This window comes from Parvularcula mediterranea (genome assembly GCF_013085255.1).
GTDB lineage: Bacteria > Pseudomonadota > Alphaproteobacteria > Caulobacterales > Parvularculaceae > Parvularcula > Parvularcula mediterranea.
Map to the genome: position 1 here is coordinate 599,520 of NZ_JABFCX010000003.1, position 25,143 is coordinate 624,662.

At 63.4% G+C, this 25,143-nt stretch carries 26 protein-coding genes; 9 read left to right on the forward strand and 17 right to left on the reverse strand.

Going from position 1 to position 25,143, the window contains the following annotated elements; all coding sequences use genetic code 11:
• Nucleotides 1–8: 8 nt before the first annotated feature.
• Genes HK107_RS11705 through HK107_RS11725 form a run of 5 tightly spaced genes read right to left on the reverse strand, consistent with a single transcriptional unit; the run spans nt 9 to nt 4,305 of the window.
• Nucleotides 9–1,184: a phage major capsid protein gene (locus HK107_RS11705; protein ID WP_173199977.1), complete on the reverse strand. Its 1,176-nt coding sequence runs from the start codon at nt 1,182–1,184 to the stop codon at nt 9–11.
• 14 nt (nt 1,185–1,198) lie between these two features.
• A complete protein-coding gene (locus HK107_RS11710) occupies nt 1,199–1,657 on the reverse strand; it encodes an HK97 family phage prohead protease (RefSeq protein ID WP_173199979.1) in 459 nt (152 codons plus the stop codon).
• Entirely contained in the window at nt 1,654–1,863 is a 210-nt protein-coding gene (locus HK107_RS11715; protein WP_173199981.1) for a hypothetical protein, read from the reverse strand. Before HK107_RS11715 ends, HK107_RS11710 begins: the two co-directional genes overlap by 4 nt.
• 32 nt (nt 1,864–1,895) lie before the next feature.
• The gene (locus tag HK107_RS11720) at nt 1,896–3,026 is read right to left on the reverse strand and encodes a phage portal protein (protein WP_173199983.1); all 1,131 of its coding nucleotides are present in this window, start codon (nt 3,024–3,026) and stop codon (nt 1,896–1,898) included.
• A gap of 10 nt (nt 3,027–3,036) precedes the next feature.
• Nucleotides 3,037–4,305: a DNA-packaging protein gene (locus HK107_RS11725; RefSeq protein WP_173199985.1), complete on the reverse strand. Its 1,269-nt coding sequence runs from the start codon at nt 4,303–4,305 to the stop codon at nt 3,037–3,039.
• On the opposite strand from HK107_RS11725, the gene HK107_RS11730 reads away from it, so the two are divergent.
• Complete coding sequence (locus HK107_RS11730; protein ID WP_173199987.1) at nt 4,304–4,501, forward strand: hypothetical protein; 198 nt, start codon at nt 4,304–4,306, stop codon at nt 4,499–4,501. The two genes, HK107_RS11725 and HK107_RS11730, sit on opposite strands and share 2 nt — an antisense overlap.
• Before the next feature lie 158 nt (nt 4,502–4,659).
• Here the strand turns inward: HK107_RS11730 and HK107_RS11735 are convergent, their stop codons facing one another.
• Entirely contained in the window at nt 4,660–5,112 is a 453-nt protein-coding gene (locus tag HK107_RS11735; RefSeq protein WP_173199989.1) for a YcgN family cysteine cluster protein, read from the reverse strand.
• A gap of 100 nt (nt 5,113–5,212) precedes the next feature.
• On the opposite strand from HK107_RS11735, the gene HK107_RS11740 reads away from it, so the two are divergent.
• Both HK107_RS11740 and HK107_RS11745 read left to right on the forward strand, forming a co-directional pair.
• On the forward strand, nt 5,213–7,384 hold the full coding sequence (locus HK107_RS11740; RefSeq protein ID WP_173199991.1) for an alpha/beta hydrolase: 2,172 nt from the start codon (nt 5,213–5,215) through the stop codon (nt 7,382–7,384).
• 164 nt (nt 7,385–7,548) lie between these two features.
• On the forward strand, nt 7,549–9,690 hold the full coding sequence (locus HK107_RS11745; protein WP_173199993.1) for a transglycosylase domain-containing protein: 2,142 nt from the start codon (nt 7,549–7,551) through the stop codon (nt 9,688–9,690).
• Here the strand turns inward: HK107_RS11745 and HK107_RS11750 are convergent.
• Together HK107_RS11750 and HK107_RS11755 are read right to left on the reverse strand one after the other, a co-directional pair.
• Entirely contained in the window at nt 9,687–10,016 is a 330-nt protein-coding gene (locus tag HK107_RS11750; RefSeq protein ID WP_173199995.1) for a DUF1491 family protein, read from the reverse strand. The two genes, HK107_RS11745 and HK107_RS11750, sit on opposite strands and share 4 nt — an antisense overlap.
• Nucleotides 10,017–10,022: 6 nt before the next feature.
• Nucleotides 10,023–11,117, reverse strand: a complete 1,095-nt coding sequence (locus HK107_RS11755) for a sensor histidine kinase (protein ID WP_173199998.1) — start codon at nt 11,115–11,117, stop codon at nt 10,023–10,025.
• 291 nt (nt 11,118–11,408) lie between these two features.
• Between HK107_RS11755 and HK107_RS11760 the strand changes: the two genes are divergently transcribed.
• From HK107_RS11760 to HK107_RS11770, 3 genes are all read left to right on the forward strand, one after another.
• On the forward strand, nt 11,409–12,368 hold the full coding sequence (locus HK107_RS11760) for a hypothetical protein (protein ID WP_173200000.1): 960 nt from the start codon (nt 11,409–11,411) through the stop codon (nt 12,366–12,368).
• Nucleotides 12,369–12,459: 91 nt separating this feature from the next.
• Complete coding sequence (locus HK107_RS11765) at nt 12,460–12,870, forward strand: SufE family protein (RefSeq protein ID WP_173200002.1); 411 nt, start codon at nt 12,460–12,462, stop codon at nt 12,868–12,870.
• The gene (locus tag HK107_RS11770; RefSeq protein WP_173200004.1) at nt 12,867–13,376 is read left to right on the forward strand and encodes a GNAT family N-acetyltransferase; all 510 of its coding nucleotides are present in this window, start codon (nt 12,867–12,869) and stop codon (nt 13,374–13,376) included. The genes HK107_RS11765 and HK107_RS11770 overlap by 4 nt, the downstream gene beginning before the upstream one ends.
• An 88-nt stretch (nt 13,377–13,464) precedes the next feature.
• Here HK107_RS11770 and HK107_RS11775 read toward each other — a convergent pair whose 3' ends face one another.
• From HK107_RS11775 to HK107_RS11795, 5 genes are all read right to left on the reverse strand, one after another.
• A complete protein-coding gene (locus HK107_RS11775; protein WP_173200006.1) occupies nt 13,465–14,031 on the reverse strand; it encodes a cytochrome c oxidase assembly protein in 567 nt (188 codons plus the stop codon).
• Nucleotides 14,031–14,255 (reverse strand): protoheme IX farnesyltransferase, encoded by a 225-nt coding sequence (locus tag HK107_RS11780; protein ID WP_173198890.1) that lies wholly within the window; start codon nt 14,253–14,255, stop codon nt 14,031–14,033. The genes HK107_RS11775 and HK107_RS11780 overlap by 1 nt, the downstream gene beginning before the upstream one ends.
• A complete protein-coding gene (locus tag HK107_RS11785) occupies nt 14,248–15,183 on the reverse strand; it encodes a heme o synthase (RefSeq protein WP_408636690.1) in 936 nt (311 codons plus the stop codon). The genes HK107_RS11780 and HK107_RS11785 overlap by 8 nt, the downstream gene beginning before the upstream one ends.
• A 76-nt stretch (nt 15,184–15,259) precedes the next feature.
• Complete coding sequence (gene ctaD / locus HK107_RS11790) at nt 15,260–16,915, reverse strand: cytochrome c oxidase subunit I (RefSeq protein ID WP_173200011.1); 1,656 nt, start codon at nt 16,913–16,915, stop codon at nt 15,260–15,262.
• A 17-nt stretch (nt 16,916–16,932) separates the two neighbouring features.
• Complete coding sequence (locus HK107_RS11795; RefSeq protein WP_173200013.1) at nt 16,933–18,144, reverse strand: cytochrome c oxidase subunit II; 1,212 nt, start codon at nt 18,142–18,144, stop codon at nt 16,933–16,935.
• A gap of 206 nt (nt 18,145–18,350) precedes the next feature.
• On the opposite strand from HK107_RS11795, the gene tldD reads away from it, so the two are divergent.
• A complete protein-coding gene (gene tldD, locus HK107_RS11800) occupies nt 18,351–19,763 on the forward strand; it encodes a metalloprotease TldD (RefSeq protein ID WP_173200015.1) in 1,413 nt (470 codons plus the stop codon).
• Here tldD and HK107_RS11805 read toward each other — a convergent pair.
• Nucleotides 19,760–20,251 carry a J domain-containing protein gene (locus HK107_RS11805; protein WP_173200017.1) on the reverse strand — a complete coding sequence of 164 codons (492 nt, stop codon included), beginning with the start codon at nt 20,249–20,251 and terminating at the stop codon, nt 19,760–19,762. The two genes, tldD and HK107_RS11805, sit on opposite strands and share 4 nt — an antisense overlap.
• Before the next feature lie 36 nt (nt 20,252–20,287).
• Between HK107_RS11805 and gluQRS the strand changes: the two genes are divergently transcribed.
• On the forward strand, nt 20,288–21,142 hold the full coding sequence (gluQRS, locus tag HK107_RS11810) for a tRNA glutamyl-Q(34) synthetase GluQRS (protein WP_173200019.1): 855 nt from the start codon (nt 20,288–20,290) through the stop codon (nt 21,140–21,142).
• On the opposite strand, the gene HK107_RS11815 is transcribed toward gluQRS, so the two are convergent.
• The gene (locus HK107_RS11815; RefSeq protein WP_173200021.1) at nt 21,108–21,503 is read right to left on the reverse strand and encodes a helix-turn-helix domain-containing protein; all 396 of its coding nucleotides are present in this window, start codon (nt 21,501–21,503) and stop codon (nt 21,108–21,110) included. The two genes, gluQRS and HK107_RS11815, sit on opposite strands and share 35 nt — an antisense overlap.
• Nucleotides 21,504–21,663: 160 nt before the next feature.
• Nucleotides 21,664–23,013 carry a proline--tRNA ligase gene (proS, locus tag HK107_RS11820; protein ID WP_173200023.1) on the reverse strand — a complete coding sequence of 450 codons (1,350 nt, stop codon included), beginning with the start codon at nt 23,011–23,013 and terminating at the stop codon, nt 21,664–21,666.
• A 187-nt stretch (nt 23,014–23,200) separates the two neighbouring features.
• Between proS and HK107_RS11825 the strand changes: the two genes are divergently transcribed.
• A complete protein-coding gene (locus HK107_RS11825) occupies nt 23,201–24,451 on the forward strand; it encodes a glucuronyl esterase domain-containing protein (protein WP_173200025.1) in 1,251 nt (416 codons plus the stop codon).
• Here the strand turns inward: HK107_RS11825 and HK107_RS11830 are convergent.
• Nucleotides 24,448–25,035, reverse strand: a complete 588-nt coding sequence (locus HK107_RS11830; protein WP_173200027.1) for a DedA family protein — start codon at nt 25,033–25,035, stop codon at nt 24,448–24,450. The two genes, HK107_RS11825 and HK107_RS11830, sit on opposite strands and share 4 nt — an antisense overlap.
• Nucleotides 25,036–25,143: the final 108 nt, after the last annotated feature.

Here is a 25,143-nt window from a genome sequence, read left to right on the forward strand (position 1 = left end):
GTGTCCTCTTACGACGTGGACAGAAGTTTGATGGCTGCGTGATCCTGAACGCCGCCGCCGACGCGCTTCGTGGTGTAGAAGAGCACGTAGGGCTTGGCGCTGAACGGATCGCGGAGGACCTGGACGCCCTTGCGGTCGACGATCAGGTAGCCTGCCGAGAAGTCACCGAAGGCGACGGCATTGGCGCCGGCGCCTGCGTTCGGCATAGCCTCGACTTCTGCGACCGGATAGCCGAGCAGCGTGGCCGGTTGGCCTGCGGCGATGCCCGGGGTCCAGAGGTAGGTGCCGTCCGAGCCCTTCAGCTTACGGATGGCTTCTGCCGTGTGGCGGTTGAAGACGAAGCGGCCATTCTCGCGGTAACGGCTGTCGAGCGCATAGACGAGCTCGATCAGGCTGTCGCCGTCGATGCCGCCTGCGAGGGTGCCGATCTCAGTCGCGGTGCGGGTGGCGTCCGTGGCATTCGGGGCCTGGAGGAAGCCGAGCGGCTTGTTGACGCCGTCTCCATTGACGAAGGCGTCGGTCTCTGCAGAGGCGAACGTTCCGCGCACCTCCGAAGCGATCCACGCCTCGATATCGACGGCCGAGTCCTCGAGGAGCTGCGGCGTCGCCGCGGGCATGGCGTAGATCTCGCCGGTCTTGAACTCGATGGCGGCGATCGACGGTGTCGTGGTTTCAGGCCGCGCATCGGTCTCGCCAACCCAGCCCGAAGCGTAGGCTGCTTCGTTGACCGCGACGCGGTAGGTTGAGGACGAAATCTGGCGCACGCTGCAGAAGCTGCGAAACGGCGAGACTTCCGTCAGGGCACGGTCGATCGCAGTTTCGATGGTAGTCGGCACGGTGTAGCCGCCATCGGCATCGGACGAGCCCGAGAGCGACTTTTCTTCCGGCGCGGTCAGGATACCGGCGCGGATATACTGCTCAAAGGCACGCTTCTGCTCAGGCGCTTCGTCCGCCTGCACACTGCGCTGGGCCGAGATGGCGAGGCGGTCGATAGCCGCTTTCTGCTCATTGAGCGAGGCTTCGATCTTGCGCAGCTTTGTGTCCTGCAGCGGGTCTGCGTGGCCGCGCTTTTCGATGGCGTCGAGGCGCTGATCGTTCTCGGACTTGAAGGCTTCGAACGTGTGCAGAAGATCGGCGGCGAGCGCCTTCTCTTCGACAGAAGCGTGTTTGGTCTCTAGAGTCATGCCGTATCCTTTTTCTAAGCGGCGAGAAGGTTGCGGGGAAGGCGCTGGCCGGGACCGCCGACGCGGGTGATCCTGGCCTGGGGCGACATCGGGAACGTCACGATACTGATTTCCCAGAGGTCGACATCGGTGAGGAGCCTGCCGCCTGGCCTCTTGCGGGCCTTGCGGGTCTTGAAACCGATGGAGAGACCGTCGAGTGCGCCGCCTTCGACAAGCGCGTGGGCTTCGCGCCCTCCATCGGTGTCGAGGAAGAGCTCTCCGCGCACGAACAGTCCGCGTTGCGTCTCTTTGATGGTCGTCCAACGGCCAATCGGGGCCTCCGCCTGATGCTGATAAAGCATCCTAACTGGCGCCCTTCCTGCGGGGATAAGTTGGTGTCCGAACGCTCCGGGCATGACTTTGTCGCCTGTCAGATCGGCAACGCCGAAGAGGGATGCGTAGCCTTCGATCTCCGCGCGGTTCTCGGCGATCATCGCTGGCTCTCCTCATGGAGGGCGCGGTCGAGCTTCATCTCGATCCGGGTCATCTGGGCGGAGAGGTGCACGGTCTGCTCCTCAAGGCGCGCAGCGCGGACATCGAGGGCCGGGAGCGCTGTGAGCTTAGCCTCAAGCGCGGTCAGCCGGTGGGCGGCTGCCCCCGCCCAGAGGAGCGCGGCGATGAGCTGTACACACAGCGCCATGATCACTGCGAGTGGGACTCGCCGACGCCCGGTCATCGCGCGCCACCTTCCTGCGGGGGATAGCCGAACGCTGCACGCTTCTCTGCGTCGGAGAGGAAGTCGGCGGCTGCGATCCTGTCGAGGCGTGAGGAACGCTCTGGCGCGAGCGCTTCGAGGGCCGCGAGGTTAGGCTCGACCCTCTGCATACGTCCGGGCTCGAGCCATCCCGAAAGCGCGCCCGACACCTTCTTGACCAAGGGCAGGACCGTCTGACGCCAGAAGGCGAGGTTCGCCTCGCGATAGTTCGCGTAGGTATTGTCACCAGGGATACCGAGCAGCATGGGCGGCACACCGAACGCCAGCGCGATGTCGCGGGCGGCTGAGTGCTTGAGGTTCTGGAAGTCCATCTCCGCCGGGGTCATGCCCATTGGCCGCCAGTCAAGGCCGCCATCGAGGAGGAGTGGGCGCCCCGCCCCGCGGGGTCCAGCGAAGGACTGGTCGAGCTCTGCGCGCAGGCGGTCGAACTGTTCAGGGGTCAGATGACCACCCGCTTCCTTGGCCCGGTGGATGAGCGCTCCCGACGGCCTCGCGGCGTTGTCGAGGAGCTGACGGTTCCACGCTCCGGCTGCGTTATGTAGGTGGATGGCCTCCCGCGCTGTCGAGAGCGGCGCGTGGCCCCTGCGGCCGCCTTGGGGCTGCCAGAGCGCAAGGTGCAGGAGCGGCGAGCGGCCCGTCACGTCGGGGCGGATCATCCGCTCACCGCGCTTCAGGCGCTGGCGGTAGCCGTCTTCGGTGACCTCCACCGTCTCAGGGTGCACGGAGAAGAGCGCGCGCGGGTCTCCGTCATTGTCGAGGCGCTCGATATAGGCGTTGCCGTGGGTCTGGAGATGTCCGTAGATCTCCTCCAGAAGCTCCGTCCCTGACTGGTCCGGGTTCGGACAGTCAAGGAGGTAGCAGAGCGTGCCGTCGGCCAGCACCTCCCCACCTTCCCTGACCTGCAGGGGCACGGAGGCCGCGGCCTCGGCGATCATGCGGATCGAGCGGTAGGCGACGACGTTGCCGGTGAAGCTCGGTGCAGGGACAGCTCCCCCCGGCTCCCCTGCCCCGTGGAGCGCGATGAGGGTGGCGAGGGAGGTGCCCTTGGCTTCCGCCGGGCCCTCCTTGCGGATCAATCGTTTCAACATGGCTCCTCCTTCAGAGCGATCGGATTTGCGGGACGGCCTCGTGGCCAATCATCAGGTCCGTCAGTGCCCAGACGAGGGCGTCGAGGCGATCGGGGCTGCCAGAGCCCACGCCGGTGAAGCTCGTCATCTGGTCTTCGAGCTCGGGCAGCGGACAGGCGTGGTGGATGCGGTTCTGCTCATAAAGTGCGGCGATAGGCTCAGCCCGGACGATCTTGCCGCGGGTCGCCCTGACGGCCTTGACGGGGATGGATGGGCTCGCCGTGCCCAGGACATCGGTGACGAGGTCGCCGCCCTGGTTGACCTCCACGACGACGCGGTCGGCTTCGAAGCGGTGATAGGCCTCCGCAACACGCTCCGCCCACTGATGGGGCCGCAGGCCCTTCACCGTGAGGTCGGCGAGGACGAAGGCGCGCTTGTCCTCCGCATGGCAGAGGCCAGCAACGACGATGCCGCAGGCGTCCGAGCCCTCATGGCTCGTCACGGGTGGGTCCACTGCGACAACGATCCGGCGGAAACTTTGGGGCGGCTCCGCCCGCGCAGCCTCGATCATGTCCCACGTCCAGAGCGCGCCTGCGAGGTCTTCGATCAGCTCACCGAGCAATTCCTGACGGCCAAGCGCGGTCCCTTCGTAGACGGCAGCGATCTCGGAGAAGAAGCTGGCGGCGAGGTTCGTGCGGTTGGCGTAGCTGGAGGCGCGGGTCAGCTCGGTCGTCTCGCGAGCCATGATCTCCTTCAGGAGCGGCACGGTGCGGGGCGTCGTGGTGACGATCTGGCGCGGATCATCGCCAAGCCTGAGGCCCATCTGAAGGTTCGACCAGGTGTCTTCGCCAGACGGCCACTTGGCTAATTCGTCCGACCACGCCGTATCGAACTGATAGCCGCGCAAGCCTTCTGGGTCCTCGGCTGAGAAGATGTGCCCCTCGGCTCCCGACGGCCAGGAAAGCCGCCTGCGCGAGGGTTCGTAGCGCGGTCGTTCGCTGGGATAGCCGGTGTGGAGGAGACCTGAGGGGCCTTCCAGCATCACTTCGCGCCCGTCGCCATAGGTCTCGGCCACGAGGGCGATACGCTCCGCCCCCTGACGGACACGCTCATGGATCCATTCGGCGCCGGTGCGGGTCTTGCCTGCGCCACGGCCGCCAAGGACGAGCCAAGTGCGCCAGTCACGCTCCGGTGCTTTCTGATCCGTCCGCGCCCAGAAGTCCCATCCCCAGTTTATCGGGATCAAGTCCTCGCGCTCGTATCCTTCGAGCGAGCTCTTCTTTCCCAAGAGCATCTGCATGGCGACGAAGTCGCAGTTCCAAGTCTCGTCTGAGGGCTTCGGTGTCGCCGTGGAAGGGGTCGTCGATGTCGCTGATCTGTCGCTTGTCATTCATTCCGAGTGTCTTCTCGACATTGCCTCTGTGGACCTGGATGATCCGTCCACGTTTCTCGGCGAGCGCGACCTGCTCCCCATCGTGCCAGTCGATGCCGTTTAAGGCCTCCGCCTGGTCGATGAGGAGAAGCTCGAGACCTTTCAGGAGGTCGGAAGCGAGGGTGTCACTGCTCTGCCGCATGCTGAGAAGTTACGGCATGGGGAGGACGCGGGGATAAGTCTGCCCGCACCCTGAGCATTTCTGGAATGAGAGAGAAGCGCTTAGCGGCGTCGGCGTCCGTTCACGTAGCGCCAGTAGTCCTCTTCCTTCACCCCGCGCTCGTTCACGAGATCACGGGAGACGGCGATGCCGAACTCTTCGACCGTCTTCGCGCTGCCGCTGACCAGCGGATGCCAGTCGGCAAGGCCCTTGCCTTCGGAGAGGCGGCGGTAGGCGCAGGTCGGCGGCATGAAGGTGAGCGCGGCGATATTGTCAGGCCGGAGCGGCACGCATTCGGGCACGATCTCGGAGCGGCGTTCGTAACAGGTACAGGCCCGCTTCTCGGGGTCAAACAGGCGGCAGTGCATGGAGGTCTCGTCCAAAACGTCCGGCTCGTCTTCGTCCTCGAGGGTGACGAGGCAGCAGCGGCCGCAGCCATCGCACAGGGACTCCCACTCCTCGCGGGTCATTTCCGCGAGGGCTTTCCTCTCCCAGAACGGACGTTCCGTGGACATTCGGCAAGATCCAAACAGCCTCAACAAGAGCTTAACGTCTGGCAGCGAGAAGGGACGGAGGGAAGGCCCAGAAGGGCCCGCGAAGCCTTGAGGTTCGTCCATGATCCGCCTGCTGGTCCTAGCCATTGCTGCCATCACCACCGCTGCGCATGCGCAGCCTTTGCCTGCCGAGATCATCGAGCGGGACAAGCCCTATGGCGGCCATCCGCGCCAGCTGATGGATGTCGCGGCGCGGCCGCTGGATCAGCTCAAGCCTGCGATCCTGATCGTTCATGGCGGCAGCTGGCAGTCCGGCGACAAGCGCACGGCGGTCTCCAAGACCAAATTCTTCCTGCAGGAAGGCTTCGCCGTCGCGGCGTTGAACTACCGCCTCCACCCCGAAGTGACCCCGCGAGAGCAGGCCGAAGACGTGGCAGGCGCAGCCGTCTGGCTGGCGAAGAACGCTGACCGCTACGGCATCGACCCGCGCCAGATCTATGTCGCTGGCCATGCTTCAGGCGCGCATATCGCGGCGCTGGTGGGCACCGACCCCTATTATCTCGCCAAGCACGGGGCGAAGCCTTCGGACCTTGGCGGCGTGATTGCCATCGACGCCGAGGCCTATGACATCCCTGCAGAGCTTGGCGCGACGACGCTCGAGACGTCAATTGGCAGGACCCTGCGCAACGTCTTCACCGACAATGCCGCCTTCTGGCCTGTGGTCTCCCCCGCCTACCAGACCGCCAAGGCCGATGCCCTACCGCCCTTTTTCATCGTGCATTCAGCAGGCACCCAGAACGACTTCCGTCAGGCGAAGCCCTTCGCTGCGCAGCTGAGAAGGAACGGCGCGGTCGCCGTGGTCTATGAAGCGATCGGCCGGGACCGCGAGAGCGTCTACCGCTATTTCGGCTCGGAGGGCGACGCGATGACCGAGGCAGCGATCACCTTCATCCGCCGCGAAGCCAACATCATCATCTCCCAGGACGAGAAGAAGGCCGACATCCCGGATGTCCCATGGCTCTTCGCGTTCGAAGCGGGAGAGGAAGACCTCAACGGCCGCAACATGACGGGCACGGAGATCACCCGGATCGTCACCCATGAAGGCCGCCTCTTCGCAGGCAATGCCCATAAGAACGACACCGAGAACAGCCGCCGGGGCCAGGTCCTGCGCCTTGATAGCCGCGAGGATCATTGGGAGCTCGACTACCAGATGCCCCGCGGCTTCTCTCGCGCGTCCTCTCTGGAGCCAGTGAGCTTCGAGACCGATTTCGAGGGGATGCCTATTGAGCGGCTCGACTACCTCCTCGTCGGCGGTGCCTTCGACAAGAAGCGCGGTCAGGCTGCGCCTGCCGGGCTCTTCATCCGTACGCCGAGCGGCAACTGGACCAAGCAGGAGATCGGTAGCTCCGATGCGCAGGTCGAGATGGTCAGCGTGGACGCCATCCACGGTTGGCGCGATCCCAAGCTGAAGCGTGACACGGTGCTGATAGGCGCGGGTCCTGCGCCGCTGGGCATCACGCGCGGTCTTTATGATCCGGCAGCGATCGGCGGCATCCGCTTCGATCCGGTTCCGGAGTTCACGCCGCGAGGTCAGGAAAAGGTGCGCGGCTTCGCGGTCTGCAATGGCCGGATGTACGCAGCGACCGATCGCCAGATCCTGCAGCGTCAGGACGGGGCGCGCGCGACATGGGAAGTGCTTCTCGACCTCGAAGACCTTGTGGCCACCCGGCCCTATCTCGAGAACCTCGATATCTACTGGCAGAAGGCGTACCACATCTCGTCGTTCCGATGTGACCGGTCGCGGTCCAAGACGACGCTGGCCTTCACGTCTCTCAACCGGGCTTTCCGCTATTCTCCGGGTGATGAGCGTCCGATCCTCGAGCGGGACCTGGCCAATCTCCTCCGCACCGATCTTGGGCGCGAGCCGCATTACATTCAGGCGCACGAGGCGACGACCATCAAACGCCGGGGCCGCGACCTCGAAGAGTGGATTGGCATCGAAGTCTATTACGACCCTGACTACCTGATCGCCCGGCCCACTTTCCCCTACTGGCGGACGGGGTTTGGCAAGGACGCTTGGTATCTCGTGAGGACCGTTGTCGGTGGGCAGACCTCCTACCGCCTCGAAGAGGTCTTCGTGCCGGGGAATGATCCGAACCAGCGCCCGCTGGCGAAGATCGCCGATTTCGAGCGCTCCCCCTTCGAGAAGGACAACGCCATCTATGTCGGAGGGTTCTCCCCCTGGTTCGAGGAAGTCTCGGACACGGCGTGGATCGCGCGGGGCGAACTCTGATCGCTCGCGGTGAACTCGCGGCAAGGAACCTGCTTTTTGCTGCGCTGCGAACTGATGCGGGACGATCGTTCCGCTAGACTGTTGGATGAGTCGCTGACCGGCGACGATGCGAGAAGAGGAACGGGGCGACGGCCAAGGTTTTCAAAGAGCTGACCACCGATTTCATGGTGGGCACCAAGACCTTCCTGAAGGTTGTGGGACGCGGAGCCGTGTCGACGGCCAAAGCTCTCAGGCTTCGCCACCTCATCAGGCCCGCTCTCTTCGGCACCTCGACGGCGCTGACCCTCGCGATCCCCCTCCTTGCGGTGAATGCGCAGGTCGCGCGGACCTACTTCCCTACGGCTGACGTCGATCTCGATTCGGCGGGCCGGCAGCCCAACATCGTGGTGAGGGCCGCTGACGGCACCGAGCTCGGTACCCGGGGCAGCGACCTTGGCGAGCCCATCGATCTCAGAGAGCTGCCGCCCTACCTGATCGACAGCTTCCTCGCGACCGAGGACCGGAACTTCTTCCACCATCCCGGCTTCGACCCGACCGCGATGGTCCGTGCAGCCGTCAGGAACTACGAGGCTGGCGACGTGGTTCAGGGCGGCTCTACGATCACCCAGCAGCTGGTGAAGAACCTCTTCCTCTCCGGCGAACAGACCTTTTCCCGGAAGTTCGAGGAGCTGCACCTCGCTCTCTGGCTCGAAGCGCGGCTGACGAAGCAGGAGATCCTCGAGCTCTACCTGAACCGCATCTATCTCGGCGCAAACACCTACGGGATCGACGCAGCGGCGCAGGCCTATTTTTCGAAGGCTCCCGCGGATCTGACCCTGGCGGAGTCGGCCATCCTTGCTGGTCTACCCAAGGCACCATCGGCGCTGGCGCCCCATGCGAACTATGACGGCGCGCTGGAGCGTAGCCATGAGGTCATCGGCAACCTCCTTGAAGCGAAGCGCATTGACGAGCTGACCGCCCGCATGGCGATGATGTTCCCGCCGGAGCTTCATCTGAAAGACCGCTCGGCGGGCGGCGGCTATTTCCTCGACCACGCAGCGGCGGAGCTGAAGCGGCTGCTGCCGGACGCGACGGAAGACCTGATCGTCATCACAACGCTCGATGCCGGCGCGCAGAAGGCGGCCGAAGAAGCCGTGGCGGCGCAGCTCGATGATGTCGCACTCGCCAGAGGCGTCGAGCAGGCAGCCTTGATTGCGTACGACCGCGATGGCGGCATCGTCGCCATGATCGGCGGGAAGAACTACGCCGACAGCCAGTTCAACCGCGCGACCCAGGCGAAGCGCCAGCCAGGCAGCGCCTTCAAGCCTTTCATCTTCCTCGCAGCGCTCGAAGCCGGGTTCGACCAGGACTCGCTGTTCATCGACCGCGCCGTGCAAGTCGAAGGCTGGGAGCCTTCCAACTATAAAGAGCGCTATCTCGGCGCCGTCCGCCTCCGCGAAGCACTGGCACGCTCCTCCAACACAACGACCGTCCAGCTCACCGAAGCGGTTGGCCGGGAAACGGTGATCGAGACAGGGCGCAGGCTCGGCTTCGAAGGCGACATGGCCCCTCACCCCTCGATCGCGCTCGGCGTCTTCGAAACGCCCCTCGACGAGATGACGGCCGCCTACCTGCCATTTGCGAATGGCGGCATCGCGCTAGAGCCCTATGCCATCAAGGAAGTCAGGACCCGCCGCGGCGAGCTTCTCTATACCCGCAGCGCACCACCTGCGAACCGCGTGATGAGCCCTTCCTCGGCGGAGCGGATGACGGACCTCCTCCAGTCCGTGACGGTGACGGGCACCGGCAGCGCAGCGAGGGTCGAGGGTCATGCGGTGGCGGGCAAGACGGGCACGACCAATGGCTGGCGGGACGCATGGTTCGTTGGCTACTCCGCGCACCTGACCGCAGGGGTCTGGGTCGGCAATGACGACAATCGTGAGATGAACGAGGTCTCCGGGGCCACCTACCCCGCCCGCATCTTCTCCGCCTTCATGACCGGTGCCCATTCCGCGATGGCGCTGGAGCCCCAGCCCCTCGATGACGACATCTATGCCCATGACCGGGATCTCGCTGAGCTCGCGACCAGCTATGCGGGCCTGCAGCTGGACCTGCAGGACAGGATCTACGGCTCCGGCGTCTATTCGGACCTCTATGGCGATGACCCGATCAGGGGCATCCTGGGACGCGAGGAGCGCCGCGAGCGCCTGACGGGCCGGGTGGCGGGGAACGACGAGTACGTCCCCTCTTCCTCCGTCCCCGGCGCCAAGATCTACACAGGGCCTCAGGTCACCGGAAAAGTCGCGGGCAGCCCCGACGAGGACTAGCCGATAGGCGTCAGCAGCCGCGCGATCCGTGAGAAGCTGCCCATCACTTCGATCACCCACAGATCAGGGTCGAAGCTCTCTTCGCTCCTGATCATCTCGTTCGCTTCGAACTCGGGGACAGGCTCCTCGCCTCGGGCAATCCAGCCGCGATCGTCACCGACAGCGCCTTCCGCAAAGAGGCGTGCTTCGCGGCCTTCCACCCATTTGAGGAGGATCATCCCCCCCTCTTCATGGCCCTTCTTGAGCACCGTGAAGATCAGCCCTTCGCCTTCCGCCGTCCGTTGAAGGGCGGAGACCTGAAGGTCGCTGCGCAGCCTTGCGGCCATGATCTGTCAGGAAACCCGCTGGCGGGCCGAGCGGTAGAGAGAGACGATCTCCGCGCCGACATTGTTCTCAAGCGGACGGTAGCGCTTGGGCTGGGCCTGCTTGATCGGGAGCGAGAGGGTCGCGACCGTGCCGCGGCCTTCTTCGGAGGTCAGGTCGAGGCGGCCGCCATGGGCCTTCGCGAGCGCAGCCGAAAGGGAGAGGCCGAGGCCTGAGCCCTTGCCGCCGCGAACACCTTCGGACCGGGCCTGATAGAACCGCTCGCCAATGCGGCCGAGGTCAGCGCGGCTCATGCCGACGCCTGTGTCTTCCACGGCGAAGACAAGCTGGTCGCCCAAGACCTTGGTCCTAAGCGTGATCGAACCCGACTGGGTGAATTTGAGGGCATTGCCGAGGAGGTTGAGGAGCACCTGGCGCACGACCTTCTTATCGATCGTGTGGATGCCGACGGCTTTCGCGGTCTGGCAGGTCAGCTCGAGCCCTGCCCGCTCGGCCTCAAGGCCGAAGGTTTGGGCGACGCTGATCACGAAGGCGCGGACGTCGACGGGCTCGAGATGCAGCTCGAGCTTCTCCGCTTCGACCTTGGAGAGGTCGAGAAGGTCGTTGATGAGGCTGAGGACGTGCTGGCCGCTCTCCTGAATAAGGCGGGCATAGTCCCGGTAGCGCCGATCACCCAGAGGGCCGAAGCTCTCTTGGCGCAGGGCGTCAGCGAAGCCGATCACCGCGTTGAGCGGTGTCCTGATCTCGTGGCTGACATCGGCCAGCTTTTCCGAGGGGAGCTTCGAGAGCCCGCGAGGCTGTTGCTTGGGAGCAGCCGACGCGATCTTCGGACGGATGCGTGTGATGAAGCCGCCCGCCGGGATCGACTGGATCTCAAGGATGGCCGACGCCACCCGCGCGCCCTCGCGCAGGTCGACGGCGAGTTCAGACTTACCGGCCGCCAGCGCTTCGTTCATCGCAGAGAGAAGTGCCGGGTGCTGCCGGGCGCGAACAAGGTCCGTCAGGCGCAGGCCGCGGATCGGCTCTCCACGCACGCCAAAAAGTGTCACCGCAGTTTCACTGGCGCCAACAATCGTGCCCTGCTCATCTTGGCGGAGAATCATTGCGGGGCTCCCTCCGAGGGAAGGTGCCCGCAGGCTCTCAGTTTCCGGGATGATGCCAGCATTTTGGCCGTGAATCGCATGCATGTGTTAACGCTAGGCCCTTGGCTCTTAAATGTTCCTGAACGCGGAACACCCATCCTCTCCCACGGTGCAAAGGGTCACTATGGTGGGAGCATTAAGATGGTTCGGAACATCGTCAACGCATTCAGAATTCGTAAACCAAGCTTGCTGGAAGGTGCAGACTGCGGTCAAACGGCATCAGCCAGCCGCTTCGAAATTGGGGAGAACGGTATGCTCAAGTCTCTAGTCGCTGCTGGCTTCGCAGTTTCCGCACTTTCGCTCGGCGCGGCTCATGCCGGCGCTGCAGCCAAAGTCGAAGACATGAAAGGCGCGCAGCTGATCGAATACGCAGCGCAGCCCTACATTCAATTCCGTGAGGACATCGACCATGTCTCCACGAAGATGCCTGCGAGCGAAGCCGAAATGCGCGATGCGTATTTCCGCCTTGCCAGCCACGACAACCGTACGATGGCCGCTTCGTGGATCGCCTACGCAGCGATGATCGCCGCTGACTCGCCTGAGTTCGCATCGGCCATCGAAGCGAAGATGAAGAAGCGCCGTGACGCAGAAGCCTTCGCAGCCGAGATCGAGGCCAACCCGGTCATCGTTCGCAACATGGCTGGCTCGGAAGCTGCCGTCGCAGCCATCATGGCCTTCGCGACCAACGACGCTGCCAAGATCCGCAAGGCTGGCGATCAGTTCATCGCTGAAGCCTATGCCATGCAGAACGTCGCCTGGGCCAAGCGCGAGATCGCTCTCGCCGGTATGGACCGTGTCGACGCCGCGATGCAGTTCGCTGCCAAGCGCAAGTGGGCCGACTATGACCGTGAAGTCGTCGTCAGCCGCAAGGGCACCGCTCGCCCGAACCTCGTGAACCTCGCCAGCTGGTCGAAAGACTGGGGTGATGAGACCGCGGTCAACCCGGCCGCTCGTCCTTCGACGATCGTCACCAAGGCCCTGGTCCTCGGCGCACGCTACGTCATGAACGATGCCGAGCAGCGTCATCTCGCTTCCTTCGGCACCTCGAAGAAGTCCGAGCGTTGCTTCACCAACGCCCAGATGAACCTCGACCAGTGCATCGCGGCAACGCGCACGCCTTACGAGGAAGCCTTCTGCCTCGGCCAACACGCTCTCAACGACATGTCGAGCTGCGTCGGCTGGCCGGCAGCTGCGGGTGCCTCGGGCGCCTAAGGCGAGAGCCTCGGAAGAAACATCGAAGGGCGCCGCGGCCATGGGTCCGGCGCCCTTTTCTTTTGCCGCGGCGCATCCTAGCTCGCGAAGCATGACCGCAAAGCTCCCAGCCTTTGACGATATCGTCGCCGACTTCGAATTCATCGACGAGTGGGACGAGAAGTACCGCTACATCATCGACCTCGGGAAGAACCTCGAGCCCCTCACCGACGAGGAGCGCAACGAGGCCAACAAGGTCCGCGGGTGCGCCAGCCAGGTCTGGCTCGTCTTCGAGGGCGAAGGCGATGATGTCCGGTTCCGTGGCGACAGCGACGCCTCCATCGTGAAGGGCCTCGTGGCGCTGATGGTCAGCCTCTTCTCCGGCAAGGCCAAAGGTGAAGTGACCGCCACCGACGCCGAAGCCCGGCTGGCCGAGATCGACCTTGCCGAGCACATCACCCCGCAACGCTCGAACGGCGTCGCCAGCATGATCAAGCGTATCAAGGCGGAGGCCGCAGCATGAGCGAGATCGACTGGGAACTCCGGCCCTACGAAGCCTCCGATGAAGCAGCTGTTGATGCCCTCCTCCGGGCTTCGTTCGACAGCCCCGCAGAGGCTGAGCTTGTGGTGCAACTGCGCAAGGACAGCGATGCGGAGATCGAGCTGGTCGCGGACAGCGAAGGCGAGATCCTCGGCTATGTCATCCTTTCACGGATGATCGCGCCGGAGCGTGCCCTAGGCCTCGGCCCCGTCGCAACGACGGAGCCGCATCGCGGTACGGGTATCGCTTCGACTTTGATCGAGAGCGGCCTTGCGCTGGCGACGGCCAATGACTGGCTCAGCGTCTTCCTGCTCGGTGATCCGGCCTTCTATGAGCGCTTCGGGTTCAGCGTGGATGATGCCGATGCCTTCCAAGGGGCTTTTGCAGGCCCCTATCTGCAGGTGGCTTTCCTCGATGAGGAAGAAGGGCCGCGCAAAGGCGAGGTCACCTACGCCAAAGCCTTCGCTCGCTTTGAATCCGCAGACTGACGAACATCACGCCGTCCCGCATTCTCGAACCGCTATTTGGAACGACCAGACGTTCCGTCTGCACCCTTTGCGCCGGGAGCAGGCTTGATCAGCGCGAAGCGTAGCGCTCGGGGTTCAGACCTTCACGCTTCTCAGCATCTTCGTTGCGGTAGAAGGTGTAGCTGAGTGTGATCTCACGAACATCGTCGAGGCGGCGCTCGTCATCAAGCTCCGGGTCGATGAAGTAGGTCACCGGCATTGAGATGCTCTCGCCGGGCATCAAGAGCTGCTCGGAGAAACAGAAGCACTCGACCTTCATGAAGTAGCCGCCAGCCTTGGCGGGCTGGACGTTGAAGCTTGCCGTACCGATGACCGGCTTGTCCGACAGGTTGGTGGCTTCGTAGTAGGCAAGGCCCGTCTCGCCAATGCGGAGGGTCTGCTTCACCTGCTCGGGCTTGAACTCCCAAGGCAGGCCGTCAGCACGCGAAGCATCGAAGCGCACCGTGATTTTCCTGTTCAGTACGCGGTCGGACTCGGCGTCAGCAACTTGGGTTGTTCCGCCCCATCCCGTGACCTGGCAGAACGCGCGGTAGAGAGGGACGGCCGCAAAGCTCAGGCCCACCATGCCGGCCACGACGCCAGCGACGATCAGGGCAACGCGCGCGTTCTTATCCATCAGCCTGCTGCCCCTTTCAGGTTCTCCGCAAGGCGGAAGAACGTGGTGAGGTAGATGAGGACCACGAAGCCCACGACCGAGAGTGCGATCGCGATGTTGCGCTTGTTGCGCGCCTTCTCTTCAGCCTCCGTAGGCTGATGATGCTCGCCTGTCGGCAAGCCTTCGCGGCCGTAATCGTCAGGTGTGTCAGCAACCATCGTGGTGTTGGTGTCGGTGTCAGCCATGGAAACCTGCCCAGTGCTCAACCAGCAGAACGAGGAAGAGCGCGAAGAGATAGAGGATCGAGAAACCAAAGAGGCCTGCGGCACCCTTATTGTCCTCAGAGCCGCGGAGCATCCATGCGCGGCGCAGGAACTCTGCACCCAGAACGATGGAGCTCGCTGCATAGAGCCAGCCTGCCAGCGGGAAGAACGCAATCAGCGGCGCCGTCAGGACGAGGAGGATGGAGTAGCGCCAAATCTCCCGGCGGGTGACCGCATCGCCTTTGACGTTGGGGAGCATCGGAACGCCCGCCGCTTCATAGTCGCCCTTCTTCAGGAGGCTGAGCGCCCAGAAGTGGGGCGGCGTCCAGATGAAGATCAGTGCGAAGAGCGCCCATGCCTCAAGCGGCACGGTGCCTGTGACGGCGGCATAACCCACGACAGGCGGCAGCGCGCCAGCAGCACCGCCGATCACGATGTTCTGCGGCGTCCTGCGCTTCAGGAACATCGAGTAGACGACGACGTAGAACCCGATGGTGATGGCGAGGAGGCCTGCCGCGAGATAACCGCCTGACAGCGCCAACAGCCAAACCGACAGCGCGGAGAGGACGATGCCGAGGCCGAAGGCTTCGGCAGCGGGAACCTTACCCTGCGGGATCGGGCGCTTGGCCGTACGCGCCATCAGGCCGTCAATGTCGCTGTCCCACCACATGTTAAGCGCCGCCGAGGCCCCTGCCCCGAGCGCAATCGCGATCGTGGAAAGGATGGCGAGGCCCCAGCTCGGTACCGGACCGGGCGCCACGACCATGCCGACGAGCGCGGTGAAGATCGACAGGCTCATCACCCGCGGCTTCAGAAGCGCGGCGTAGTCAGAAGGCTCGGCCGTCAGGTGGGCCGGGATTTCTTGGTCTGTGGCTGTCTCGCTCATCGTCGTGCGGGTCATCCCTTGGATATAGTCTCGTAAATCAAAGCGCCGCGCCCTTTTGCAAGAGCGCGGCGCCTCATTCGGTCAAAGAGCCGCGGGAAGACTACTTAATCTTCGGAAGCTCATTGAACTGGTGATACGGCGGCGGGCTCGGAAGCGTCCACTCGAGGGTGGTTGCGCCTTCGCCCCACGGGTTGGCTTCCGCCTGGCCGCGCTTGCCGAAGAAGAACGCCTGAATAAGGGCGACGAACCAGACCAGCATGCCAGCGGACATGACGTAGTAGCCGTAGGTCGAGATCTCGTTCCAGTAAGCATAGTCCACCGGGTAGTCGATGTAGCGGCGGGGCATGCCCTGCAGGCCGAGGAAGTGCTGCGGGAAGAAGATCAGGTTCACGCCGACGAACATCACCCAGAAGTGGATCTGTCCGAGGAGCTCGTTGTACTTCACGCCGAACATTTTCTCGTGCCAGTAGTACCAGCCCGCGAAGATCGCGAAGACTGCACCCAGGCTGAGCACGTAGTGGAAGTGCGCCACCACGTAGTAGGTGTCGTGGAAGTAGTGGTCGATACCTGCGTTCGCGAGGACCACACCCGTCACACCGCCGACGGTGAACAGGAAGATGAAGCCCACGGCCCAGAGCATCGGGACCTTAAAGTCGATGGAGCCACCCCACATCGTTGCGATCCATGAGAAGATCTTGATGCCGGTCGGAACCGCGATGACCATCGTGGCGGCCACGAAGTAAGCCTTCATGTCGACCGAGAGGCCCACGGTGTACATGTGGTGCGCCCACACGATGAAGCCGATGAAGCCGATCGCGACCATGGCGTAGGCCATGCCGAGATAGCCAAAGATAGGCTTCTTCGAGAACGTCGAGACGATGTGGCTGATCATGCCGAAGCCCGGAAGGATCAGGATGTAGACCTCAGGGTGACCGAAGAACCAGAAGAGGTGCTGGTAGAGAACCGGGTCACCGCCTGCGGCTGCATCGAAGAACGCCGTGTCGAAGAGACGGTCGGTCAGCAGCATGGTGATCGCGCCGGCGAGGACCGGAAGCGAGAGGACCAGCAGGAACGCCGTCACGAGGACTGCCCAGGCGAAGAGCGGCATCTTGTGCAGCGTCATGCCTGGAGCGCGCATGTTGAAGATCGTGGTGATGAAGTTGATGGCACCAAGGATCGAGCTGACACCTGCAAGGTGAAGCGAGACGATTAGGAGGTCCATCGCCGGGCCAGGCGAGCTGGTCGACAGGGGCGGATAAAGGACCCAACCACCGCCATAGCCGAGCTCACCGGAGAAGCCCGGAGCGAACATCGACAGGAACAGCAGCGTCGCCGACGCACCGTAGAGCCAGAACGAGATGTTGTTCATGCGCGGGAACGCCATGTCCGGCGCACCAATCATGATCGGCACGAAGAAGTTGCCAAAGCCGCCGATCATCGCGGGCATGACCATGAAGAAGATCATGATCAGGCCGTGATAGGTGATCAGCACGTTGTAGAAGTTCTTCGCTGACTCGATCTGCTCCTGGGGCGTGCCCGAGGTGAAGTTGGTCAGGAAGGTGATACCCGGCTCAGCCAGCTCGATCCGCATCAGGCCTGACATCACGCCGCCGACGACACCCGCGAGGATGGCAAAGATCAGGTAGAGGATGCCGATGTCCTTGTGGTTCGTGGAGTAGAACCAGCGGACGAAGAAGCCCGGCTTGTGGTCGTGGTCGGCGTGGTCGCCAGTGTGTACTTGGTCAGTCGCACTCATTGCTCTGTCCTCTGAAATTACTGGAGCGCTGCCTGGCGCTCTTCACCGCTGTCGGCAGCGGCAAGTTCTTGACCCGCGAACACCGGCTCCATGCCATTCAGTTCGCGCTGCTCATCGACCCATGCTTCGAACTCATCGCGCGGAACGACGCGAAGGCTGATCGGCATGAACGCGTGGTCCTTGCCGCAGATTTCCGAGCATTGGCCGTAGAAGGTGTTGACCTGATCCGTGGCGAACCACGTCTCGTTCAGGCGGCCCGGGATCGCGTCGATCTTCACGCCAAAGGCGGGGATCGTCCACGAGTGGATCACGTCGGTCGCCGTGGTGATGATGCGGACGGTCTCGCCTTCCGGCACGACGATGTCGTTGGTTGCCGCGAGGCGATAGAGCTCACGACCGACATCAGCCTCAGCGGCGATCAGGGCGTCGAATTCGAAGTCGCCGAACTCAGGGTAGCTGTAGCGCCAGCCCCACTGGAAGCCCGTCGCCTTGATGGTCAGGGTCGGCGCGGGAACGATCTTGGAGCGATCAGCGCCGAAGAGACCGAGGACCGGCTTCGCACCGACGCGGCTGCGGCCAGCGGTGATGACCAGACGCTCCGAAGCGGGAAGTGCTTCGGCGAGCTGCACGACGACGGTCTCGTCGCCGAGATTCGCGACGTCATAGTCTTCATCGAACTGCAGGAGGCGGCGGTCGCCATTATCGGCAACGGCAGCCACTTCGATGTGGCGGGCCTTCGTGACCATGCGCGACTTCGCGAAGTCGTTCGGGAACGCATACTGGGTCTGACCCGGGGTCGCGTCATACTCGTGCACCTGACCGTCAGGCATGATGTCTTCGACGCTCAGGAGCTCGAACGATGGCACAGCGATGATCAGGAGGATGAAGACCGGGATGGCCGTCCAGAGGACCTCGACCAGCGTGTTGTGGCTGAACTTCTTCGGGTTGGGATTAGCGCGCTTGCTGTAGCGGATGCAGACCCAGACAAGGAGACCAAGCACGAAGACGCTGATGCCGATTTTCATCGGGACAAGGATCGCGTCGTAGAAGACGTGGATCTCTTCAGCGACGGGCGTGGCCGCTGGGCGAAGGCCGATACCCTTGGGATCAGGACGGTCGACAGTGGTTTCCTGCACTGCAGCGGCAGCGTCCTGAGCAAAGCTCGGCTCAGCGGCGGAAATCGCGAAAAGGATGGCCGCGGTGAAAGCGGCTACGAGAAGGCGTGTCATGGCGCGTCTACTACGTTTGATAGGTTACGTTTGTCGCCCCCCTAGCGGACGATTTTTCGTCGCAGAACCCCTCTTTTTCGCAGTTGCAGTGCAAGTGAATTCCGATCACCCGGGAACTCCCCGCTGCAAAGCGGCTTTTTCGCTCCCCGCCTTGCCAAGAAGGCTCGGCGTGACCCACATGGGAAGCCTTGCTTGAGGCGATTTCCATGAGTTCTTTCTTCTTCACCCAGACCGATCTCGACGAAGCGCGGACCCGCGCGATCATCGACAAGGCCCTCGGCCATGCTGACGACGGGGAGCTGTTCCTCGAATACGCGCAGTCGGAGAGCTTCGTCTGGGACGACGGCCGGCTGAAGAACGCAGCCTATGACATGACGCAGGGCTTTGGCCTGCGGTCTGTTCTGGGCGAAACCGTTGCCTTTGCTCATGCTTCTGAGCTTTCCGAGGCGGCGCTGAAGCGGTCGGCGGCGGCGGTTGAGGCGGTGAAGGCGGGCCATGGCGGCACGCTCGCTGCGCCCCCTGCCCGAACGAATCGCCACCTCTACGCAGCGGACGATCCTCTCTCTGCGGTGCCGTTCGAAGTGAAAACCAAGCTCCTTCAGGACATCGACGCCTACGCGAGGAACAAGGACAAGCGCGTCTGCCAGGTATCCGCTTCGCTCTCTGGCGAATGGGTGAATGTCGAGATCGTCCGCCCCGGCGGCGAATCAGTGCGCGATATTCGTCCGTTGGTCAGGCTCAACGTCTCGGTGACGGCGCAGGATGGAGACCGGCGCGAGACCGGCTCCACCGGCGCTGGCGGCCGCGAGACCTACACCCGCCTCCTCCAGCCTGACTTCTGGCAGGCGCAGGTCGACGAAGCGCTGCGGATGGCGCTCGTGAACCTCGAAGCCGTCGCGGCTCCCGCTGGCGAGATGGAAGTCGTGCTAGGATCAGGCTGGACCGGCGTTCTCCTCCACGAAGCTGTGGGTCACGGCCTCGAGGGCGACTTCAACAGGAAGAAGACGTCGGCGTTCGCGGGGCTCCTCGGGGAGCAAGTCGCTGCCAAGGGCGTCACTGTGATCGATGACGGCACGATTGAAGGCCGCAGAGGCTCCCTCACCGTCGATGACGAAGGCACCCCGACCTCGCGCACGACCCTGATCGAGGACGGCATTCTCAAAGGCTTCATGCAGGACCGGATGAATGCGCGGCTCATGGGCGTGGCGCCGACTGGCAATGGACGGCGCGAGAGCCATCAGCACGCCCCGATGCCGCGCATGACCAACACCTTCATGCTGGGTGGTGACAAACCGCGCGCTGAGCTGATCGAGAGTGTGAAAGACGGCATTTATGCTGTGAACTTCGCAGGCGGCCAGGTGGACATCACGTCGGGCAAATTCGTCTTCAACTGCACCGAGGCCTACCGCGTCCAGAACGGCAAAATTGGCGCACCGCTGAAAAACGTCGCCCTGATTGGGGACGGTCCTTCGGTGATGCGGAAAATTTCGATGATCGGGAACGACTTCGCCCTCGACCCTGGTATTGGTGTCTGCGGCAAGGCCGGTCAGGGCGTTCCCGTGGGCGTCGGCCAGCCCTCCCTCAAGATCGACGCCATTACCGTCGGCGGCGCAGGCTAAGCCGCCGAAGCCCTTGCCATCAGCGTCGCGTAGGCAGCATTGACCTTCGCGGCGTGCTCTTCGGCAGCACGGACGGTGCTCGGCGAGCCGCCGTTCGAGCGGACGCGGTCGGGATGGCACTCAAAAATGCGCTTCTTGTAGGCGGCCTTGATTTCAGCCGGCGTGGCGTCGGCGTGGATCGAGAGGAGCCTGTGATGCTCGTCCCTGCGGATCCGCGAGGCGATCCGGGGCACGTCGTTCCTTGGGCGCGGTGCTTCTGATGACAGCGCGTCATCGCCCAAAAGGAGCGCAGCGATGTTATCCCGGGCGATGGCGAGATCGCCTTTCGGCGTCCTGATCGTCAGGTACGCGCTGTTCCCGCGGAGGAGCTTCCCAGCCGTTGCGCTCTTGGGCAGCTGCAGCACGCCCTTCAGGCGGCGGCCGTCGCGCAGCTCAATGGTAATGGCGCGCGGGGTGAGCTTTTGGCCCTGGGTCTTGGCGTCGAACATGGTTGCTCCTTCCTTAACCCGGGCTATGCAGGTCACGTGCCGCAACCGATCACGACCCGTTTCGCGCCCTCACCGACAGGGCTCCTGCACCTCGGCCACGCTTTTTCAGCGATTCTTAACCATGACGAGGCGCGGAAATCGGGCGGGCGATTCGTTCTGCGGATCGAAGACATCGACCAAGGCCGCTGCCGGCCCGAATTCGAACAGGCGATCCTCCGTGATCTCGAATGGCTTGGCCTTGAATGGGACGGCGAGGTGCGTCGGCAGTCTGAACGGGTCAGCGTCTACGAAGAGGCTTTGCAGGGGCTCGCGGATCGCGGGCTTCTCTATCGCTGTTTCAAGACGAGGGCGGAGCTTCGCGAGCTGGCGGGTGCTCCGCATGGGGATGAAGCGCGGCCTCCGGTCACCGCACCCCTGCCCCGCGCGGAAGAAGAGGCGCTTCTGGCTGAGGGGAAGTCCTTCGCATGGCGGCTGAACACGGCCCGCGCCATCGATGCGGTCGGTAGCGATCATCTTGAGGCTGACGTCGAGAGCGGTGAGGGAGCGCCTGAGCGCCGGTCACTTTCGCTCTCGGGGCTTGATGATCCCGTCCTTGCACGGAAAGATTTTCCGACCAGCTATCACATGGCTTCGGTGCTCGACGATGCGGACCAGAGTGTCGACCTTGTCTGGCGCGGGATCGATCTTGAGGATGCCCTACCCCTCCACAGGCTTCTGCAGGAGTTGATGAGCCTCCCCGCGCCCCGCTACCGCCATCACCGCCTTATTCTAGACGCAGACGGCAAGCGGCTTGCGAAGCGGGATAAGAGCGTGACCCTCGAAGCGATGCGCGAAGCGGGTGTGACACCCGAGGACGTCAGGCGGCAGCTCGAGCTTCCTGCTTCAACTTGACCCTGCGCAGCATACGGAGTTGTTCGACAGACCACAGCCGCTCGATCCATTCCTCGAGATGGCTCATCTTGTGGTCGAATTTTGCCTCGTCCCGATCGTCTTCGATCAGGCTGCACGCATAGGCGACGGTCGTGCGTTCACGCCCTAATGCCGATCCTGCTTCCTGGTAGGTGCCGCCAAACACCACATGGAGAAGATAAAGAGCAGCCTGGCGCGCATAGGCAACGGGCTGCCTCGACCTGCTGGGTGCTCTCAGCTCAACGGTGGGAACCATGAACGCACGCGCCACGACACCAGCGACGAGGTCGCCAGCACGGCGCCACTCTGCAGGCGAACTCGGCCTGTTCTCCGCTCGGATCACTACTACTCTCTCCCTCGAAAAATCGTCTCTGCCCAAGACAGTAAGGGACGAAATAGGAGAGTGGATAACAATGTCGGACAAAGGAGGCGGGCTTTTACCTCAATTTTAGTAAGATCCGTCAACGGAAGGTAAACCTTGCCCGCAACCTCAATGAATTAGGCTAAGCCGAGAGCGTAGCCAGCTTATTTTGCACCTCGGCAATTATTTTTTCTGCAGCGCCTTCGATGGGCAGGCCGCTCTTTTCACCGCTTCCGCGGTTCTTCCATTCGACCTCCCCAGCCTTGATTCCCCGCGGACCAACCGTGACAACGTGAGGCAAGCCGCAAAGGTCCATGCGGGCAAATTTCTCGCCCGCGCGGTCTGAGGTATCATCATAGAGGACCTCGACACCCGCCTTCTCAAAGGCCGCCTCCAGCTTCTCGCAAAGCTGGTCAGCCGCTTCGTCACCGGGCTTGAGATTGATGAGGCCGACATGGAATGGCGCGACGGAGACAGGCCATTTCGGGCCGTCATCATCATGGTGGGCTTCGATCAGTGCACCGAGGAGGCGTGACACGCCAATCCCGTAAGAGCCCATCTCCATATCCACTTCCTTGCCGTCAGCGGTCTGGACCCTGGCGCGCATCGGCTCGGAGTATTTCGTACCGAAATAGAAGATGTGGCCGACCTCGATCCCGCGGAGAGAGAGCTTGCGGTCTTCAGGGACCTCTGCCCAGGCCGCTTCGTCGTGGACTTCGTCCGTACCCGCATAGAGAGACGTCCACTCCTTGAAGACAGGCTCGAGATCGCCAGAGAAGTCGGTCGACGCGTCAGGAACAGTGCGGCCGAGCAGGTCCTTGTCGAGGAAGACGTCGCTCTCGCCATTCTCCGCGAGCACCACGAATTCGTGGGTGAGATCGCCGCCGATGGGCCCGGGGTCAGCCTTCACCGGCACGGTCTCGAGGCCCATGCGCTTGAACGTGCGAAGGTAGGCAGCGAACATCTTGAGGTAGCTTTTGCGCGCGTCCTCAGGAGATGCGTCAAAGCTGTAGGTGTCCTTCATCAGGAACTCGCGCCCGCGCATCACACCAAAGCGGGGGCGGAGCTCGTCCCGGAACTTCCACTGGATGTGGTAGAGCATCTTGGGGAGCTGCTTGTAGGATTTGGTCGATGCACGGACGATTTCCGTGATCATTTCCTCATTGGTCGGACCATAGAGCATGTCCCGGCCGTGTCGGTCCTTTATGCGCAGCATTTCGGGGCCATAGGCGTCGAAGCGTCCCGATTCTTCCCACAGGCTGCCCGGCTGGATCGTTGGCATGAGGAGCTCGACGGCGCCCGCGCGGTTCTGTTCCTCGCGGACGATGTTCTCGATCTTCGTCAGCACACGCATCCCGAGGGGCAGCCATGCGTAGATGCCTGCGGCCTGCTGCCGGATCATGCCCGAGCGGAGCATGAAGCGGTGCGAGGCGATCTGGGCCTCGCCGGGGGTTTCTTTCAGGGTCGGAAGATAGAAGTTCGAAAGACGCATGGCGGCCACCTTGTTTGGGCAGCGCGCCGCTTAGGCGTTGCGGCTGCGCCTTGCAATTGCTGGAGAGCGCGGTCGCCGCAACCTGGGGACAGCTGTCGCCGAACAGGTCAAGCGGGAGAGCGGTGCTTGCCAGTTCCATTGCGCGGCGCATCTCCCCTACAAAGAAGAGAAGCATCACCGAGTGTCCATGCGTATCAAGACTGACAGCTTCCCGTGGCTGCCCCTGACAGCCCTCCTCCTGACCCTCAGCCTGTCCGGCTGCGTGCGGATGACCCTCGCCTGGGCGCCCGACAAGCCTCGTGGCCTCGAGGCGGAGCCGGCCATCGCGGCCGAGAGTGTTGCTGCTTGGGAGGCGAAGAAACCTGAGATCCGCGCGACGCTCGAAACCGAGATCTACGGCCGGATGCCGGATGACGCCCGGGTGGAGCTGATCAGCCACAAGGTCATCGATGAGGCGGCGTTTGACGGCATCGGCGTGTATGAAGAGTTCGATGTCCGCGTGACACCGGTCTTCGACGGAGGTCCTGCCTCCCCGCCCTCACCGCTGATGATCGCTGTGTTGAGCCCGCAGGGCGAAGGCCCGTTTCCTGTCATTATGACGGAGACGTTCTGCCCGAGTTGGGCGGCGCTTCCCCACCCTCAAGCCTCCGCGCCTGAGGACAGGGAGAGCGGCGAAGCGCCGGGGATCATCACCTACGTTTTCGGGCGATACATCTGCACGCCTCCGCTCGAGATGATCATGGAGGCAGGCTTCGCCCTCGCGGTCGTCAATTCCACGCAGGTCGTGCCGGACAGCGGCGACGCTGGCCTCGCGGCGCTCGACAGGCTGGCACCGGGAATGGTCGGCGAAGATGACCGCTGGGGTGCGATTGGCGCTTGGGGCTGGGTCTTCTCCCGGATGGTCGACGTGCTTGGCGCTGAAGAACGGTTCGATGAGGATCGCCTGATCGCCTATGGCCACTCCCGCTACGGTAAGGCTGCGTTGGTCGCCGGAGCCTTTGACGAGCGGATCGCCGGAGTGATCGCTCACCAGTCGGGCACAGGCGGTGCGTCGCTCAACCGCCAGAAGGTCGGTGAGAGCGTCGGGTCCATCACGAAGAACTACCCCCACTGGTTCGCTCCCCGTTATGCTGCCTTCGCGGGTGAGGAAGAGCGCCTCACCTACGACCAGCACCATTTGATCGCTCTTGTGGCGCCCAGGCCTGTGCTGCTCGGCAATGCGCGGCGGGATGTCTGGTCGGACCCTAATGGCGGGTTCAAGGCGGCGCAGGGCGCAGAGCCTGTCTACCGGCTCTACGGCGAAGGGCCGATTACGTTGGAGCGCCTAGATGCGTACCAGCCTCAGCACCCGCTGAGCTTCTGGATGCGCCCGGGCACCCACGGGGTGGTCGAAGAAGACTGGCCAGCCTTCCTCGAATTCCTCGAAGCGCACTTCTAGGCGGCGGTCTTCCGGCGCGAGAGCCGCGAGGCGATGACTTTGGCGAGGATGAAGACGGCGAGGACCGACAGCATCCCGAGCGAGACAATGAAGATCGCCCTGTCGCCAATCAGCTCCCCCAAGAGCTTCAGAAGCAGATAAACCGCGCCGATCAGCAGAATGGCGCTCGCCACGATGAACACGGCAAAGCGCGGAAACGGCGCCTTGAAGTAGCCGGCGGCAATATAGAGCGCGATCCTCGTACCCGGCACAAAACGCGCCACGAAGACTGCCTGGCCAAGGCGGTTGCGGCAGAGCTCGCCAGCCTTCCTGACCCTCGGCCCTTCGGCCTGCTTCCTCGCCCAGGGGTGGGTGCGGGCCGCGGCGCCGATCCAGTACTTCCAGAGATCGCTGACGCTCAGCCCGGCAAGAAGGACGATGAGGACAGCTAAAGGCTGGCCGACCATCCCTGCCGCTGCCAGCGAGGCACCGCCGATCACGGCGGCGTCCTCCTGCACGAAGGGCCCGAAGAAAATGCCGAGATAGACCGCCCAGAGATGCCCCTGCATCGCCTGGCTCGCCTCGGTCAGCGCCCCTGCATCCATCGAATCTCAGCCTCTCTGCTGCCGTTTTTCTGAAAGAACACACCGATCTGGGGTGTCCCCGGTAGGAATACGCATCATTCGGTGTAACACTGACGGTGGGGAAGGACG

Coding starts and splice junctions, on each gene's coding strand:
- HK107_RS11705 (WP_173199977.1), bottom strand. CDS start 1,184: ATGACTCTAGAGACCAAACACGCTTCTGTCGAAGAGAAGGCGCTCGCC.
- HK107_RS11710 (WP_173199979.1), bottom strand. CDS start 1,657: ATGATCGCCGAGAACCGCGCGGAGATCGAAGGCTACGCATCCCTCTTC.
- HK107_RS11715 (WP_173199981.1), bottom strand. CDS start 1,863: ATGGCGCTGTGTGTACAGCTCATCGCCGCGCTCCTCTGGGCGGGGGCA.
- HK107_RS11720 (WP_173199983.1), bottom strand. CDS start 3,026: ATGTTGAAACGATTGATCCGCAAGGAGGGCCCGGCGGAAGCCAAGGGC.
- HK107_RS11730 (WP_173199987.1), top strand. CDS start 4,304: ATGGCGACGAAGTCGCAGTTCCAAGTCTCGTCTGAGGGCTTCGGTGTC.
- HK107_RS11725 (WP_173199985.1), bottom strand. CDS start 4,305: ATGCAGATGCTCTTGGGAAAGAAGAGCTCGCTCGAAGGATACGAGCGC.
- HK107_RS11735 (WP_173199989.1), bottom strand. CDS start 5,112: ATGTCCACGGAACGTCCGTTCTGGGAGAGGAAAGCCCTCGCGGAAATG.
- HK107_RS11740 (WP_173199991.1), top strand. CDS start 5,213: ATGATCCGCCTGCTGGTCCTAGCCATTGCTGCCATCACCACCGCTGCG.
- HK107_RS11745 (WP_173199993.1), top strand. CDS start 7,549: ATGGTGGGCACCAAGACCTTCCTGAAGGTTGTGGGACGCGGAGCCGTG.
- HK107_RS11750 (WP_173199995.1), bottom strand. CDS start 10,016: ATGGCCGCAAGGCTGCGCAGCGACCTTCAGGTCTCCGCCCTTCAACGG.
- HK107_RS11755 (WP_173199998.1), bottom strand. CDS start 11,117: ATGATTCTCCGCCAAGATGAGCAGGGCACGATTGTTGGCGCCAGTGAA.
- HK107_RS11760 (WP_173200000.1), top strand. CDS start 11,409: ATGCTCAAGTCTCTAGTCGCTGCTGGCTTCGCAGTTTCCGCACTTTCG.
- HK107_RS11765 (WP_173200002.1), top strand. CDS start 12,460: ATGACCGCAAAGCTCCCAGCCTTTGACGATATCGTCGCCGACTTCGAA.
- HK107_RS11770 (WP_173200004.1), top strand. CDS start 12,867: ATGAGCGAGATCGACTGGGAACTCCGGCCCTACGAAGCCTCCGATGAA.
- HK107_RS11775 (WP_173200006.1), bottom strand. CDS start 14,031: ATGGATAAGAACGCGCGCGTTGCCCTGATCGTCGCTGGCGTCGTGGCC.
- HK107_RS11780 (WP_173198890.1), bottom strand. CDS start 14,255: ATGGCTGACACCGACACCAACACCACGATGGTTGCTGACACACCTGAC.
- ctaD (WP_173200011.1), bottom strand. CDS start 16,915: ATGAGTGCGACTGACCAAGTACACACTGGCGACCACGCCGACCACGAC.
- HK107_RS11795 (WP_173200013.1), bottom strand. CDS start 18,144: ATGACACGCCTTCTCGTAGCCGCTTTCACCGCGGCCATCCTTTTCGCG.
- tldD (WP_173200015.1), top strand. CDS start 18,351: ATGAGTTCTTTCTTCTTCACCCAGACCGATCTCGACGAAGCGCGGACC.
- HK107_RS11805 (WP_173200017.1), bottom strand. CDS start 20,251: ATGTTCGACGCCAAGACCCAGGGCCAAAAGCTCACCCCGCGCGCCATT.
- proS (WP_173200023.1), bottom strand. CDS start 23,013: ATGCGTCTTTCGAACTTCTATCTTCCGACCCTGAAAGAAACCCCCGGC.
- HK107_RS11825 (WP_173200025.1), top strand. CDS start 23,201: ATGCGTATCAAGACTGACAGCTTCCCGTGGCTGCCCCTGACAGCCCTC.
- HK107_RS11830 (WP_173200027.1), bottom strand. CDS start 25,035: ATGGATGCAGGGGCGCTGACCGAGGCGAGCCAGGCGATGCAGGGGCAT.